The organism is Clostridium sp. AM22-11AC (genome assembly GCF_003473545.1).
Classification (GTDB): Bacteria; Bacillota; Clostridia; order Lachnospirales; family Lachnospiraceae; genus Enterocloster.
In genome coordinates this window covers 125906-142521 of record NZ_QUCM01000006.1, presented here as the reverse complement: position 1 = coordinate 142521, position 16616 = coordinate 125906, and the positions used below count along the sequence as shown (strand labels likewise).

Genomic DNA, 16616 nt, shown 5'->3' with positions numbered 1-16616 from the left:
AGAGATCGTTTAGGAAGGCATGAATACGCCGGGAGGAAATAAAACATATATGAGACCTTACAGCAGAGTATATGCAACAGTAAACCTGGATGCTGTTGCTTCTAATATGAGATCCATGCGGGACAATCTGCCTGCATCTACCCTGATCATGGGATCGGTGAAAGCAGATGGCTATGGACATGGAAGCGTTCCTGTGGCAAAAACCATTGAACCTTATGTGTTTGGATATGCAGTAGCTACTATTGATGAGGGCATCATCCTTCGCAGACATGGGATCAATAAGACCATCCTTATTCTGGGTGTGACCCATGAGTCACGCTATGAGGATCTGCTGCGCTACGATATCCGCACTGCCATGTTCCAGTATGAAAAAGCAAAAAAACTGTCAGACCTGGCATTAAAACAGGGCAAAAAGGCAGTGGTGCATCTGGCACTGGACACAGGTATGAGCCGGATCGGTATGAAAGCAGACAGAGAACATGCAAAAGAGGCAGCAGCCATTGCAGCCTTAGAGGGCATTGAAGTAGAAGGTCTGTTTACCCATTTTGCAAGAGCAGATGAGACAGATAAATCCGCTTATGAAGAGCAGTACCGCCGTTATAAAGAATTTTTAGGCTACCTTAAGGAACTGGGGGTAAAGATCCCGATCCGCCACTGCTCCAACAGTGCCGGTATCGTTGAGTCATTAGAGTCCAATCATATGGATATGGTAAGAGCCGGTATTGCCATTTATGGCATGTATCCTTCTGATGAGGTAGATCATAACAGCGTAAAACTGACACCAGCTATGGAGATCAAAAGCTGCATTACCTACATCAAGGAGATTGAAGCCGGTACAGCAGTCAGCTATGGCGGCACCTTTGTGGCAGACCATACCATGAAAGTAGCAACCATTCCTGTAGGTTATGGAGATGGTTATGTCCGTTCCCTTTCCGGAAAAGGAGATGTGCTGATCCACGGCAAGAGAGCAGCTATTTTAGGCCGTATCTGCATGGATCAGTTTATGGTAGATGTAACAGATATCCCGGATGTACAGGAAGATGATGAAGTTACCCTTTTAGGCAGTGACGGGGCTGAATGCATTACGATGGAAGAACTGGCAGAAAAGTCCGGCGGTTTCCATTATGAAATGATCTGCGATATCGGAAAACGTATACCGAGAGTTTACTTAAAAGACGGAAAAGTAGTGGGTACCAAAGATTATTTTGATGATGTATTTAAGGGATTTGAGTAATTTTCAGTAGGTTACAATAAGTTTTTTAATATTAAATTCGTGATATACGGGTAAACAGGCTCCGGAAAGCATTTCTCCTCATATGATAACAGTAGTGTATACATTTTAAAAATGTGTCAATACTAAGGGTAAGAATATGACGGAGAGTGAAGGCTGTGATCATCAGACGCGGAGATATTTATTACGCAGATCTAAGACCTGTTGTAGGGTCTGAACAGGGCGGTGTGCGGCCGGTCCTTATCATCCAGAATGATGTGGGAAACCGGCACAGTCCGACAGTGATCTGCGCAGCGATCACATCAAGGATGAACAAGGCGAAGCTGCCTACCCATGTAGAATTAAACAGGGGAAGCTGTGACATGATACGGGATTCCGTGATCCTTTTAGAGCAGGTCAGGACCATTGACAAGCAGAGGTTAAAGGAGAAGATCTGTCACATTGACGGAGAACTGTTACAGAAGGTAAATGAGGCATTAATGATAAGTCTGGAACTGCATACATAGGCTGTGAGTGGTACAGTCCTGCTTTTCCAGGCTGTTCTTATGTAAAGACAACAACAGATAATGGAGATAAAAATGGGAGGAATATTAAAAAGTACCTGGGAAATGCTTCATGACGGGCGCTTCTTAAAAAAGGCACTTATGATCGCATGCCCGGTGGCACTACAGGGAATGTTAAATACCATTGTAAATATGGTAGATACCCTTATGATCGGAGGACTGGGATCAACAGCGATCGCAGCCGTTGGACTTGCAAATAAGGTGTTTTTCGTGTTTTCACTGCTGGTTTTTGGAATTGTCAGCGGCGGTGGTATTTTAGCAGCCCAGTTCTGGGGCAGCGGTGATGTGAAAAATATCAGGAAGGTTTTAGGACTTTGTGTGATGCTTGCTATGGTGGGAGCCATGTTTTTTGTGGTCCCGGCCCTTACGGCTCCCAGAATGGTCATGAGGATCTTTACCACCAGTGAGGGAAGCATTGAACTGGGGGCAAAGTATCTTCGGATCGCAGCTTTAAGCTATCCGTTTATTGCGCTTACCAATGTATATGTGGCAATGCTTCGCGCTACCAATAAAGTAGTATTTCCGGTGATCTGCAGCTGTATTGCCATTGTTGTTAATATCTGCTTAAACTATGTGCTTATTTTTGGAAAGTTTGGCGCACCGACCATGGGCGTAGCCGGTGCTGCCTGCGCTACACTTACTGCCAGATGCATTGAGGTGACTCTGGTACTTTTCTATGTATATGGGAAGAAACTGCCTCTTGCCTGCGGACCGAAGGGAATGTTTGGCTGGCATAAGGCGTTTATCACTCAGTTTTTGGAAACATCCGCCCCGGTCATTGCAAATGAATTTATGTGGGGACTGGGCACTACCATGTATTCCCTGGCGTATGGACGTATGAGCGATGACGCAGTGGCAGCTATTACTATTGCAACCACCATTCAGGACATTGCGGTGGTATTATTCCAGGGCTTAAGCGCAGCCACAGCAGTTATCCTGGGAAATGAACTTGGTGCTGGTAAGTTAAAACGTGCAGAAAAATATGCTACCCAGTTTTTTATCCTGCAGTTTATTGTTACTATAACAGCAGGGGTGTGTCTGATACTTGGAAGGTGGAAGATCATCGGTATTTACAGCATTACACCGGAAGTAGCCATGGATGTAAGCCGGTGTCTGCTGGTATTTGTTGCTTATATGCCTGCAAAGATGTTTAACTATGTAAATATCGTAGGTGTACTGCGAAGCGGTGGTGATACCAGGATGTGCCTGTTCCTGGATACCAGCGGTGTATGGTGCATTGGAGTTCCGCTGGCGTTTTTAGGCGCATTAGTATGGCATCTGCCTATTTACGGGGTCTATGCCCTTGTTATGTCAGAAGAAGTTTATAAGCTGATCCTGGGCTATATACGCTACCGTCAGAAAAAATGGCTTAAAAATCTGGCGATCCAGGTCTGATTTTATCTTGTCAGATAAAAAAAATCGTGTTAGTATAGAAAAGATGTAATATCAGAGATGATATTGTAAAATTTCGTAAACGAAAGAAACAAGAAATAAAGAAAGGGTGTTATACCAATGTCAGGACATTCAAAATTTGCTAATATCAAACACAAAAAGGAGCGTAACGATGCTGCTAAAGGTAAGATCTTTACTGTGATCGGCAGAGAGTTAGCAGTAGCTGTAAAAGAGGGCGGACCAGATCCGGCAAACAACAGCAAGCTTCGTGATGTTATTGCAAAGGCAAAAGCAAACAACATGCCAAACGATACCATTGACCGTGGAATCAAGAAGGCAGCAGGCGATGCAGCTTCCGTAAACTACGAAACACTTACATACGAAGGCTACGGCCCAAGTGGTGTTGCTATTATCGTAGATACTCTGACAGACAACAAGAACCGTACTGCAGCAAATGTCAGAAGCGCATTTACAAAGGGCGGCGGCAACGTAGGAACTCCAGGAAGTGTTTCCTATATGTTCGATAAGAAGGGTCAGATCATCATCGACAAAGAAGAGTGCGAGATGGATGCTGACGAACTGATGATGGCTGCATTAGATGCGGGCGCTGAGGACTTCTCCGAGGAAGAAGACAGCTACGAAGTAATCACTGCACCAGATGATTTCAGTGCAGTACGTGAAGCATTAGAAGCATTAAAGATCCCGATGATGGAAGCAGATGTTACCATGATCCCACAGACATGGGTAGAGCTTTCCAATGAAGATGATATTAAGAAATTAAACCGTATCCTGGATCTGTTAGATGAGGATGATGACGTTCAGGCTGTATATCATAACTGGGATGAGTGATTAAAAACGTTTTAGCACATATAAAACTCTTTCCTGCCGCAGGCTTTTTGCGGTGGGAAAGGGTTTTTTGCGCCTGTGGCTGCACTTGACAATGACTGGTTTTTCCTATATAATACACTGAATGTGTGGGGTATTTTAAGAGATACTGAAGACATTTTTCGTGAAACAAAAACAGGGACATGAAAGGTGCAGATAACGCATAGATTGCAATGGGCAGATTAAAAGATGCCCCTGAATGCATGTTGTAAGCAAATAGCAAAAGGAAGGAAGCAGGAAAAATGGCAGACAAGAAACACATTTTGACATATGCCGGACTGAAGCAGTACGAGGATGAGCTGCAGAACCTGAAGGTAGTCAGAAGAAAAGAAGTAGCTCAGAAGATCAAAGAGGCAAGAGAGCAGGGAGACCTTTCCGAGAACGCTGAGTACGATGCAGCAAAAGATGAGCAGAGAGACATCGAGCTTCGTATTGAAGAGCTGGAAAAACTGTTAAAGAACGCTGAAGTTGTTGTAGAAGAAGAAATCGACGTAAACAAGATCAACATCGGCTGCAAGGTAAAACTGTTGGACGTAGAATATGACGAGGAGATGGAATTCTATATCGTAGGTTCCACTGAGGCAAACAGCCTTCAGAACAAGATCTCCAATGAAGCTCCTGTAGGACGCGCTCTCATCGGCAAGTCTGTAGGAGATGTTGTAGACGTAGAAACACAGGCTGGAATTATTCAGTACAAGGTACTGGAGATCCAGAGAGTATCATAGTTAAATTTAAAACTTTATCACAAAGGAGCAAAAAAACGTGGGAGAGCAGCAGAAGTCAAATCAGACAGAGCAGGATTTAAACCATGTACTGAAGGCACGCCGTGACAAGCTGGCAGAACTTCAGGCAGCTGGAAAGGACCCTTTCCAGATCACAAAATATGATGTAACTGCCCACAGCATGGATATTAAGGAACATTATGAAGAGTGGGAAGGAAAAGAAGCAAGCATTGCCGGACGTTTAATGTTTAAGCGTGTTATGGGTAAGGCTTCTTTCTGCAACATTCAGGACCTGAAGGGAAATATCCAGGTTTATGTGGCAAGAGACAGCATCGGTGAAGATGCATACAAAGATTTTAAGAAAATGGATATCGGTGATATCGTAGGCGTAAAGGGAAAAGCATTCACCACAAAGACCGGTGAGATCTCCGTTCACGCAGACGAAGTGACCCTTCTTTCCAAGAGCCTTCAGGTTCTTCCGGAGAAGTTCCATGGTCTGACTGATACAGATATGCGTTACCGTCAGCGTTACGTAGACCTGATCATGAATGCAGAAGTAAAGGATACTTTCGTAAAACGTTCCAAGATCTTAGCTGCGATCCGTAAATACTTAGGTGGCGAAGGCTTCATGGAAGTAGAGACTCCTATGCTGGTTGCAAATGCAGGCGGCGCTGCTGCAAGACCATTTGAGACCCATTTCAATGCTCTGAACGAAGATCTGAAGCTGCGTATTTCCCTTGAGCTTTATCTGAAGCGTCTGATCGTAGGCGGTCTGGAGAGAGTATACGAGATCGGCCGTGTATTCCGTAACGAAGGTCTTGATACAAGACATAACCCGGAATTCACCCTGATGGAGTTATACCAGGCATATACTGATTACCACGGCATGATGGACTTAACAGAAAATCTGTACCGTTTCGTTGCACAGGAAGTTCTTGGAACTACCAAGATCGTTTACAATGGCATTGAAATGGATCTTGGAAAGCCATTTGAGCGCATTACCATGGTAGATGCTGTTAAGAAGTATTCCGGTGTAGATTTCAATGAGATCCACACTCTGGAAGAAGCAAGAGCCGTTGCAAAAGAAAAGAATATTGCATTTGAAGAGCGCCACAAAAAGGGCGATATCTTGAACCTGTTCTTCGAGGAATTCGTAGAAGAACATCTGTTACAGCCAACCTTTGTTATGGATCATCCGGTAGAGATCTCTCCATTAACAAAGAAGAAACCGGAAAATCCAGACTATGTAGAACGTTTCGAGTTCTTCATGAACGGCTGGGAAATGGCAAATGCTTACTCCGAGTTAAACGACCCGATCGATCAGAGAGAGCGTTTCAAAGCACAGGAAGAACTGTTTGCTGCCGGTGATGAAGAAGCAAACCACACAGACGAAGACTTCTTAAACGCACTGGAGATCGGTATGCCTCCTACAGGCGGTATCGGTTTCGGTATCGACAGAATGTGCATGCTGCTTACCAACTCTGCAGCTATCAGAGATGTCCTGCTCTTCCCAACAATGAAGTCGTTAGAAAAGTAAGAACCCAGTAAAACCAAGGGTTTCAGCACTTGGATGTACTAAAATATATAGTTGGTCAAGGGGTTTTGACCAAGATTTGACCAATTTTTGGCATAGTCAAAAAAAGATTAGTACAGGTTAGTACAGATTGCTTAGTCTGAAAAATTAAAGATTGTATTACTTAGAGGACATTTTCTAAAGAAATTTAGAAGATGTCCTTTTTTGCGTTATAGGAACAATTGAAATACCGAAAGGAGAATAGCATGGAACACACAAAGGCATATCAGGAATTTAAGAAGAATGGTAATACAAAGTTTGTAAGATATAGCGAAGGAGCAGAAATGTATCATATGGGCGTATCAAAGTTTATGCAAATGGCTAAGGATGCCAAAGCAATCTATAAGTTAGGTCAGTTAGTGCTTGTGAATTTAAAAATATTTGATGAGTACATTGAGACATTCCATATAGTTGATGATGAATTTTATAAGTAGGTGAAAAGGATGGTAACACAATTACAGCCGGATGTTAGGGCTTATCTTCATGGTGGGGAGGTAATAAAAAGATACATAAGGGTCGAAGAGGTGGCTCATGAATATGGATTAAGTGTTGAAGAAACTGAATATATTGCTAAGGCGGCAGGTTCTTTATACAAGCTTACCCATATTCATTTAGTAAAAAAGGAAAGGTTTGATGAGTTTATGAAACACATATACAAAGTGCCTGGAACAAATAAACAGATAATTAAAAAGTTTGCGAGAATTGGAGAAGCTTCAATTATATACAGTATTGGCAGACATAGATTTATCGAGTTGGCTAGAGCAGCAGGTGCAACATATAAAATAAATGAGGGAACAGGGGGGACTGTGTTAATCAATTTGGAAATATTTGATAATTATATGGAGCAATTCAGACAACCTGCAAGACCTTTGAAAGAGCCGTTATATGGGCAGGAAGAAGGTGAATTGAATGAGTAACTCATATAAGTTCTATTCAGATACAAAAGACATTATGAAAAAATATGTAAATGCTACTGAGGGTGCCATTATTTATGGCATAAGTAAATCAAGGATTATGGTTTTGGCTTCTGAAGCAGGGGCAGTGTATAAGGTTGGAAATTCAGCGTTGATTAACACTGATATCTTTGAGATGTATTTGGAAAAATTTAAGGAACCAACAAGACCATTGCCCAAGCATATTTGGAATAAATTGTTAGGTGAAGAAAAAAGACCGCAATAGTACCTGTTTTGATAAAAAAGACCCGTGATTGTCACTTTCGGCATTATAGAAACTAATGTAATATATGGACATTCCAAGAAAAACTTGGGATGAACAATTTAATAATCAGTTACAGATTTGCAAAGTAGTTTGCACTGCAGAGTATCTGTAGGTAGTAAATTTACGGGGCATGTACCTGGAAGATGAAAGTCACAGCTATCATATTAGTAGCCTGATGGATCGAAAGATGAAGGGTGAGAAGTTGGATGGAAATCTGGAAAAAGGATTCGGCATGTTGCGTAAGGATAATCAACCACAGAGGGCGAGAAGTTTGTCCTTATCCTCAAAAGGCTAAAAGAGGAGATAGTGCTTCTGATAATTCAGAAGGGCGTCGTGAAACACATTTTGTGGCTCGTCTGTAACTCCCGGAGGTGAGAACACCTCTTTGTACACGGGGCGATATAGGAGTCTAGAAGACTGGCGTGTACCTACATGCTTAGCATTAAGCATAGCCATGTAGACTATATCACTTCCAAATTCAAATTTTGTCTATATGGCAACTAATTTGAAGGAGGATAAAGTGATGATGGGATTTAGCATAGCATTTATAATTATTGTTCTTATCGTATTGTATTCATTAGCAAGGACAGCAGGTGAGTCGGACAGGATATTGGAAAATATAAGAGAGCAATCACTCCTTGGAAGGGAGGAGAGCTCTGGTGGGAACAGTTGAAAAAAGAGATAAGCATAAGAAACGCAGGTTTGTATCTCCAGAAGAAAAGCTTGAAAGAGAATTAAAAGATTGTATGCATTGTAGATTCTTCTGGGGACATAACAACAGATGTGCCAATGGAACATGTTGTAAACCATCTAAGAAAAAAGAACAGAAACTTCCGACGGAATGTGTCGGATGTCCATATTATCAAGGGAATGGTTATTGTTTTCCTTGTATGCGAAAGCTGATAGGAAAGTAGGTGGTTAAGATGTTCAAGTGGCTGTTTAAGGAGAAAGGATGTGCAAAACATATGAATAACAAGTTAGAAGTAATCGGCATTGATCATGGTTGGTCAATGATGAAAACAATTTCTCAGGTATTTGTCACAGGAGTTAAGGAGATTACAACAACTCCGGCACTTTTCGGCGATGTACTTGAGTATGAAGGAAAGTTCTATAAGGTTGGAACTGTGAGGCAGGAAGTAAAGGATACAAAGGTCGAAGATGACAGCTTTTATCTTCTCACTCTTGCAGCAGTTGCTAAGGAACTTAAAAGAAGAGGTCTTGCAGAGGCAAAGGTATTCCTTGCAGTAGGACTTCCACTTACAAGGTTTGGTGCAGAGAAGAATGATTTTATCAAGTACCTGACAAAGAATAAGCGTGTAAGCTTCAAATATGAGAATGAGCCGTATTATATTGAAATGGATGATGTGGCAGTATTCCCTCAGTGTTATGCAGCAGTAGTGGACAAGATTCCTACAATGGCAAAGAAAACGCTGATAGTAGATATCGGTAGCTGGACAATCGACATTATGCCGGTAATCAACAAGTCACCGGATGAATCAAAGTGTGTGACGATACCAAAAGGTCTTATTACCTGTATGCGTTCTATCAATGAACAGTGTGTAAGACAACTTAACGGAGAGGTAGACGAGTCAGAGATACAGAACATCATGCGATATGGCAGGTCAGATATTGATGATGAATACTTTGCCATTATCAAGGCAGAGATAGAGGATTTTGTTGATAAGGTATATAACTCAATTCGTGAGTTTGGGTATAACTTAAAGACTACACCGATTGTATTTGTCGGTGGCGGGGCAGTTGTGATGAAGAATTTTGGTAGCCATGATGCCAAGAACATTTCCTATAACCTTGATGTAAAGGCAAATGCAAGAGGATATGAGCAGCTTGCCACGATGGGGCTTAAAAGCACTAAGCGATTATCATAAGGAGGCAGATGATGGGAAGAAGACTTGAATATGAAGTAAAAACTTCTGTCCGCCTCAACATGAGCAATCCTCAGCATGTGAAAATCAATGATGTGATTCAGAACCTTGATCCGAAGATTTTCAAATCTAAGAACCAGTTCATTATAGATGCGATTCAGTTCTACATTGATAATTATGGAAAAGAAACTTTTGTTATCAAGAAGAAGGAAAAAGAGAGGGCTGAATATATCCGGTCAGAAGATATTGATGACATTAAGGAAGAAGTCATTGAAGCAGCAACCAATGAGGCTAGGAAAGAGGTCATAAGGCTGTTAGGCGGAGTGATATCCGGGATGAATGTTGGTCAGCCGGTAATAATGCAGGCAGCCAATAGTGAAGCACAAGAACCTACAGAAGATGTTATGGACGATGCAGATGTTGCAGGACTTGCAATGGGATGGATGTCGAAAGGAGACTGATTATTATGAGAAGAGTTATGGGAGCCGTAGGAACAGTAATTTTAGAGATATTCAAGTGGATATTAAGGATAATTCTTGGAGCTTTGAAGCTGGTCTTAGGACTTGCCAAAATAATTCTTCTTCTATTCGCTATGGTGGTAAGGGTATTTCTTTCATTCGTAAGAATGGGCACATTTTGAGAGGAGGTGAGCATATATGCAGGCAAAGGGTTTATTCTTGAATTATAAGAAAGACAGACGACTTATGCAGTATTTCTTTAAAATAAGAGAGCTGGTATAATGAAAGGAGTTTAAGATGCACAGAATACGGGACAGTCCGATGTGTCCCGTGCATTACAGATAAATAGTTCACCGCAAGGGTGGATGGCACGGAACACAAAGCCCGTCCCTCTTGCGGAGAAGGGATGGGTGATTACTATGAAGAAGATAAGTATTATCTTATTATCCGCAGTACTGGTCTTTTCAATGGCTGCCTGTAATGGTGGTAAGGAAAAGGCTGATAATCAGACAGAGAAACAGACGGAAAGCGTAAAGCCAACTGAAGAAGTAGCAATGGCAACGGAAGCTGTCACAGAGGTCACAACCGAAGCTGGAAGTGATGAGACAGAGAAAGATATTGCCGAGGCTAAAGATTCAGAAGAGAAGACTGATAAAGAAGATAACCGATCCGCAGATAATGAAACTGCTTCAAAGCAGGAAGAAAAGCCAAAGCAGAATGACGAGCCGGAACAGAAAGCTCCTGTAAATGATAATGAGGAAGCTGGCGGAAATCAGAGTAATGCAGGTAATGGTGGTCAGACTACAGACAGTCCGAAAGACAATGTGAGCAACCCACAGCCTGCATCCGTGGCATACAGTCCACAGAATGTTGTGTCACTTGCAACAGCAAAGTGTCAGGCAGGAGGAATGATTACCACACAGCAGAATTTACAGAACCATTTGAATGATGGCAGTATCACGCAGGAAGAGTACAATGAGTATTATCCTTACGATGGTATGGAAGGCTCTTATTATAGTGTGTTTGTAGAGACAGACCTTAACAAAGCAAGTACCATTGATGGACAGCGGTTATCATCTGAGGATGCAATCGCAGAATATATTGCAAGTATGTTACTTTTGGAAACAGATCCGGTATTCTACATCAGTTATGATGGAGTTTACACGACAGGCGGCACAGACTATTACGAGTTTCGATGTCACAGATAAATAAAAACGAATAGAAGCAGAAGGAAGAAAGATGTAAGCCATAAACTTATGTCTTTCTTTTTTTATGCGTAAATTAAGGAGGAAAGAGCACATGAAACAGAAACTAAAGCGTTTTATGGCAGGATTTATGGCTATGCTCACACTGGTTGGAACACTCTTTACGAATGGTACAACAGCATTTGCAGCCAGTCCGCAGGCAAATATTGCGTTCTGGAATGCATCAGTCAAAAATTCCGGAGAAGTAAGTGAGCTAAAGCCCGGATTTAATCATGGCAAGATTCTGTATTCAATTCTTGACGGAAATTCGGCATATTGTATGAATTTCGGATTAAGAGCAGATGGCGGTCAGCTTATGAACAGCTACGATGATGCAAGCACATCAATGTCAGCACAGCAGAGAAAGCTTTTAAGTTACTGCCTTTATTATGGGTTTAACAGTACACAAAAGGCGGCACCAAGCAACAGCCAGTGTGATGAGTATATCGCAACTCAGGCAATGGTATGGGTAATTGTAGCAGATATTTTTGGAACTGGAAGTGGTGATTCGGCAGCGAGAAAGCTCTGCAACACAGCACCAAGTCCTGATTCTTCATACAGTTATTATGAGAGACTCAGGGACAATATCAGCAGCTCCTACAATGCAACACTTCCAAGTTTTGCATCACGCAGAACCAGTGAGGCACCAACTTATGAGCTGAAGTGGAATGAGGGAAGTCAGAGATTTGAAACAACATTATATGACAGCAATGGTGTTTTATCGGATTTTGATTTTGGCATCAGCGGATATTCTGTTGATAAGAATGGCAACAGTATTACCATATCTTCAACGAGTGTGAATACTACAGCTACAACAGGAACATTCACATCCAATGCAGGCAAGGTTGAGACAACATCAAGCTGTGTATTCTGGCTTACAGGAAAGAGCGGATATCAGGAGTTTATTTCTGAAAGACCGACAGCAGATCCTATCAAAGCCTATATCAAGGTCAAGACAGAGAACATCGGATATGGTGAGCTTACAAAGACAGACGAGTCAAGCGGAGTGAAGCTTTCCGGTGCAGTCTATGGAATCTATTCTGACAGCGGATGCACAAACAGAGTACAGACCATGACAACAGATGGAAACGGATATGCAAAGTCAGCTGCACTTGTTGCAGGCACTTATTATGTAAAAGAAATTACCGCACCAAAGGGATATGTCCTTTCCGGTAAGGTTCATACACTTACTGTAAAAGCAGGACAGACAACGGGAATCTCTGCAACAGATAAAGAGCAGCTTGGAGCAATCACAATCTACAAAGAGGGTGAGGTGCTTAGCTCATGGAATGGAAGCAATTTCACCTATGAGAAAAAGAAGCTTTCCGGAGCAGCATTCAAGGTAACTGCCGGGGCAGATATCTACAAGGCAGATGGTACAAAGGTGTATAGTGCTGGCGATGTTGTAGCAGAAAGCCTAACAACAGGAACTGACGGACAGGTGGTATTATCTGACCTTCATCTTGGAACTTATGTGATTACTGAGATTAAGAGCATTGACGGATATACAATCAATACCACACCTCAGACAGTAGCAGTTGAGTATAAGGACCAGACTGTGACAGTCCAGTATGAATCAACTACGATTGAGAATACAAGACAGAAAGCGGATGTATCTGTCGTAAAGAAGGACTCTGACACAGAGAACCCTCTTGATGGCGGCAAGTACACACTTTATGCCGGAAATGACATCAAAAACTATGCCGGACAGGTTATTGTGACAAAGGGTACAGCTCTTGAGACAGTAACTACAGGTGAGGACGGAAAGGCAAGCTACAGCGCGGATTTGCCAATCTCTAACGGATATTATGTATCAGAGACACAGGCACCATATGCGTATATCAGAAACAGTAAAGATGTTTACAGCTTCAATTTCAATGTATTACCTGAAACACAGGCAAAGGCATCATTCAGTCATACATTTGTGAATGACAGAACGACAGCAAAGATTCATATCTACAAGGTAGACAAGGAATCAGGCAAGGCAGTTGCCCAGGGAGATGCAAGCCTTGAAGGTGCAGTTTATGGTCTTTATGTAAGAAACGATATCGTGCATCCGGACGGAGCAACAGGAGTCGTATTCAAAGCAGGTGACCTTGTAGCAACACTTACAACAGATAAGAATGGAGAGGCAGAGGTCAATAACCTTTACCTTGGAAATTATTATGTAAAGGAAATCACTCCATCAGAGGGGTATCTCTTAGACGAAGAGGAACATGATGTGGTATGTGATTATGAGGGAGACCTTGTAGCAGAGGTATCAAGAAGTACAACTTCAGCAGAGCAGGTAATCAAGCAGCCATTCCAGCTTATCAAGGTATCTGACAATGGCGATGATACTGAAGCAGGACTGCTTGCAGGTGCAGAGTTTACAGCTTATTTGAAATCATCTTTACCTGTAAAGGCAGATGGAAGTTATGACTTTGACAAGGCATCTCCGGTTGTAATCGGGGAAAACGGAGCAACAACAATCACATCCGATGACAAGGGGCATGCAGTTTCCATTGCAATTCCTTATGGAACTTATGTGGTAGTTGAGTCAAAGACTCCGCATAACATGAAGACGATCAAGCCATTTGAGGTAAAAATCAGCGAGAACCATCCTGACAAACCTCAGACATGGAGAGTATTCCTTGACAGGGAGTTTACTGCAAAGCTTCGTGTAATCAAGAAGGATTCCGATACAAAGCAGACAGTACTTGTGCCAAATGCAGAGTTTAAAATCTTCAATATTGATAAGAACGAATATGTAAAGCAGTACACAACTTATCCGTCAAAGGTAGAGCATACTTCATTCTTTACTGATGAGGACGGAGATTTAATCTTACCGGAGGCACTTAAAATCGGTAACTACCGCATTGAGGAAGTGTCTGCACCATTTGGATATGTTGTAAATGATAAGTATGTCAACATCTCGGTTGATACTGATACAGCATTTGAGACAGATGGTGATACAAATGATGCAATCATCACCGTGGAATATTCCGATGCCCCTGCAGTCGGAGAGCTGACTGTAGAAAAGAAGGGAGAGGTACTTGACGGATTCAAGGGTGGACTTCTTGCAAGCTCATATGAGAAAGAGTTTGTTTATAAGGAAGGCTCACTTGCCGGAGCAAAATTCAAAGTTTATGCTGCGGAAGATATTTACACAGCAGACAACCAGAAGGATGCAGACGGAAACCGCATTAAGTATTACAGCAAGGGAGACCTTGTGACAACTCTTACAACTGGCAAGGATGGAAAGGCAACAGCAAAGAATCTTCCTCTTGGACAGTACAGAGTTGTGGAAGTGGAAGCTCCATACGGATATGTATTAAATCCGAATGAGCAGAAAGTGACATTCACATATGTGGATGATAAGACACCTGTTATCAAGGAAAGCCTTACTTTCTCAGATGACAGACAGAAGCTTGATATGTCAGTGACTAAGCTTGATGCAGAAGATAACACACCGATTGCAGGTGCAGTATTTGGTCTTTATGCAGATGAGGATATCAAGAATGCTGATGGCAGAGTTATTATCGAGAAAGGCACACTTCTTGAGAAGGCAACATCTGATGAGAATGGAAAGATTGCTTTTGTTAAGAATTATCCATTTGCAAAATATGTTGCAAGGGAGCTTGTAAAGCCTGCTGGATATGTGACAAATGAGGAAGCAGTAAACTTTGATACAAAATATCAGGGACAGGATGTTAAGACTGCTGTATATAACAGCGAGTATAAGAACACTCCTACAACCTTTGAGTTTACAAAGACAGATATCACAAGCGGTGCAGAGCTTACAGGTGCAACACTTACTGTACTTGATAAGGATGGAAATGTGGTAGACACATGGACATCTGATGCTAAGGAAGCACATGTAATCAAGAGACTTGTAGTTGGAGAGATTTACACTCTTCGTGAGGAATTTGCTCCTTACGGATATCTCAAGGCAGCAGATATCCAGTTTACAGTTGAGGACACAGGCAAAGTGCAGCATGTAGAGATGAAGGATGAAGTTCCTACAGGTTCCATCGTTATCAATAAGGACGGCGAATTTGTAACAGATACCACTCTTATGAAGGGGTACTGGTACGACTTTATCTTCAATTTCTTCAAGGACAGCCTTGCAGGAGTAACTTTTGATGTATATGCAAAAGAGGATATCGTAAGTGCTGACGGACTTGACACTGTATATCATAAGACAGGAGACAAGGTGGCAACCATCGTGACAAATGATAAGGGTATCGCAAGAATTGATGACCTTCCACTTGGCAGATATTATCTTGTTGAGACAAAGACCATTGATGGATTTGTATTAGATGATACACCGATTGAAGCAGACCTTTCCTATATCGACCAGAATACAAAGGTTGTGTTTGCAGGAATGGATGTGACAAATGAGCGTCAGAAAGTGCAGATTACTGTAACCAAGACTGATTCAGAGACTAAGGAAGCACTTGAGGGAGCAGTATTCGGTTTATTTGCGAAAGAAGACATTGTGAACAAAGATGGCAAGGTAATCGTAAAAGCTGATACACAGATTGAGAGAACAGTAACAGGCAAGGATGGAAAGGCTGCATTTACCTCTGACCTTCCGCTTGGACAGTATTATGTCAAAGAGATTGAGGCCCCAAAGGGCTATGTGAAGTCTGATAAGATTTTTGATGTGGATGCTTCATATCAGGGAGATAAGGTAAAGGTTATCGAGTTTGAGGCAGCATTTGAAAATGTACCTATTAAGGTAGAAATTTCAAAGACTGATATCACAGGAGAGAAAGAGTTGCCTGGAGCAAAGCTTTCAGTAATTGATGCTGATGGAAAGCTTGTAGAAAGCTGGACATCTGAGGCTGGAAAGACTCATATGATCGAAAGACTTCCTGTTGGAAAGTACACACTTAGAGAGGAATCTGCACCATATGGATATAAGGTGGCAAGTGATGTAACCTTTGAAGTAAAGGAGACAGCAGAAATCCAGAAGGTATCCATGAAGGATGAGCAGGCAGTCGGTAAGATTGTCATTGAGAAAACTGACAAAGTAACCGGAAAGCCGATTGAGGGTGTTGTATTTGAAGTAAGGGATAAGGACGGAAAGGTGCTTGATACACTCACTACTGACAAGAATGGTCATGCAGAGAGCAAGGAGCTTCCTATCTGTACTTACAATGAGGATGGATCATTCAAAGAAGATATCCATTATACAGTTCTTGAGACTAAAGCAGCTGACGGATATATCCTTGATGGAACAGCTCACGATGTAACACTTCGATATGATGATAATGCACCGGATGTTGTTGTAGCAACTCTTAAGCTTGTCAATGTACCGACAGAGCCTAAGCTTCCACAGACAGGCGACAATGCAAATCCGCTTCTTTATCTTGGAATTGGTGCACTTGCACTTATTACAGGTGTTGGAGTCGGACTTCGTGGAAGAAAGAAAAAGAATAAACAGTAACAATTAACCTTGC

General features: G+C 42.1%; 16 protein-coding genes. All 16 read left to right on the top strand.

Going from position 1 to position 16616, the window contains the following annotated elements:
• The first annotated feature begins 49 nt into the window (after window positions 1-49).
• The gene (gene alr / locus DW251_RS08480; protein WP_118300799.1) at window positions 50-1234 is read left to right on the top strand and encodes an alanine racemase; all 1185 of its coding nucleotides are present in this window, start codon (window positions 50-52) and stop codon (window positions 1232-1234) included.
• 155 nt (window positions 1235-1389) lie between these two features.
• Window positions 1390-1737 carry a type II toxin-antitoxin system PemK/MazF family toxin gene (locus DW251_RS08475; RefSeq protein WP_021871384.1) on the top strand — a complete coding sequence of 116 codons (348 nt, stop codon included), beginning with the start codon at window positions 1390-1392 and terminating at the stop codon, window positions 1735-1737.
• A gap of 72 nt (window positions 1738-1809) precedes the next feature.
• Window positions 1810-3189 carry an MATE family efflux transporter gene (locus tag DW251_RS08470; protein ID WP_021871385.1) on the top strand — a complete coding sequence of 460 codons (1380 nt, stop codon included), beginning with the start codon at window positions 1810-1812 and terminating at the stop codon, window positions 3187-3189.
• A gap of 117 nt (window positions 3190-3306) precedes the next feature.
• Window positions 3307-4035, top strand: coding sequence for a YebC/PmpR family DNA-binding transcriptional regulator (locus DW251_RS08465; protein ID WP_021871386.1), 729 nt, complete (start codon window positions 3307-3309; stop codon window positions 4033-4035).
• 278 nt (window positions 4036-4313) lie between these two features.
• Window positions 4314-4796, top strand: coding sequence for a transcription elongation factor GreA (greA, locus tag DW251_RS08460; RefSeq protein ID WP_021871387.1), 483 nt, complete (start codon window positions 4314-4316; stop codon window positions 4794-4796).
• 37 nt (window positions 4797-4833) lie between these two features.
• Window positions 4834-6330 (top strand): lysine--tRNA ligase, encoded by a 1497-nt coding sequence (gene lysS, locus DW251_RS08455; RefSeq protein WP_118300750.1) that lies wholly within the window; start codon window positions 4834-4836, stop codon window positions 6328-6330.
• 242 nt (window positions 6331-6572) lie between these two features.
• On the top strand, window positions 6573-6800 hold the full coding sequence (locus tag DW251_RS08450) for a DUF6462 family protein (protein ID WP_117813372.1): 228 nt from the start codon (window positions 6573-6575) through the stop codon (window positions 6798-6800).
• A gap of 9 nt (window positions 6801-6809) precedes the next feature.
• The gene (locus DW251_RS08445; protein ID WP_117813370.1) at window positions 6810-7283 is read left to right on the top strand and encodes a DUF6462 family protein; all 474 of its coding nucleotides are present in this window, start codon (window positions 6810-6812) and stop codon (window positions 7281-7283) included.
• Window positions 7276-7545 carry a DUF6462 family protein gene (locus DW251_RS08440; RefSeq protein ID WP_173863481.1) on the top strand — a complete coding sequence of 90 codons (270 nt, stop codon included), beginning with the start codon at window positions 7276-7278 and terminating at the stop codon, window positions 7543-7545. The genes DW251_RS08445 and DW251_RS08440 overlap by 8 nt, the downstream gene beginning before the upstream one ends.
• A gap of 562 nt (window positions 7546-8107) precedes the next feature.
• Complete coding sequence (locus DW251_RS08435; protein ID WP_015567903.1) at window positions 8108-8257, top strand: hypothetical protein; 150 nt, start codon at window positions 8108-8110, stop codon at window positions 8255-8257.
• A complete protein-coding gene (locus DW251_RS08430) occupies window positions 8244-8498 on the top strand; it encodes a hypothetical protein (RefSeq protein WP_004611518.1) in 255 nt (84 codons plus the stop codon). The genes DW251_RS08435 and DW251_RS08430 overlap by 14 nt, the downstream gene beginning before the upstream one ends.
• Before the next feature lie 51 nt (window positions 8499-8549).
• Window positions 8550-9470, top strand: a complete 921-nt coding sequence (locus tag DW251_RS08425) for a ParM/StbA family protein (protein ID WP_050755693.1) — start codon at window positions 8550-8552, stop codon at window positions 9468-9470.
• Between the two features lie 8 nt (window positions 9471-9478).
• Window positions 9479-9928 (top strand): hypothetical protein, encoded by a 450-nt coding sequence (locus DW251_RS08420; protein ID WP_004611520.1) that lies wholly within the window; start codon window positions 9479-9481, stop codon window positions 9926-9928.
• Between the two features lie 5 nt (window positions 9929-9933).
• Complete coding sequence (locus DW251_RS08415) at window positions 9934-10107, top strand: hypothetical protein (RefSeq protein WP_182433597.1); 174 nt, start codon at window positions 9934-9936, stop codon at window positions 10105-10107.
• A gap of 237 nt (window positions 10108-10344) precedes the next feature.
• Window positions 10345-11133 carry a hypothetical protein gene (locus tag DW251_RS08410; protein WP_226801079.1) on the top strand — a complete coding sequence of 263 codons (789 nt, stop codon included), beginning with the start codon at window positions 10345-10347 and terminating at the stop codon, window positions 11131-11133.
• Window positions 11134-11224: 91 nt separating this feature from the next.
• Window positions 11225-16603: a SpaA isopeptide-forming pilin-related protein gene (locus tag DW251_RS08405; RefSeq protein WP_182433596.1), complete on the top strand. Its 5379-nt coding sequence runs from the start codon at window positions 11225-11227 to the stop codon at window positions 16601-16603.
• Window positions 16604-16616: the final 13 nt, after the last annotated feature.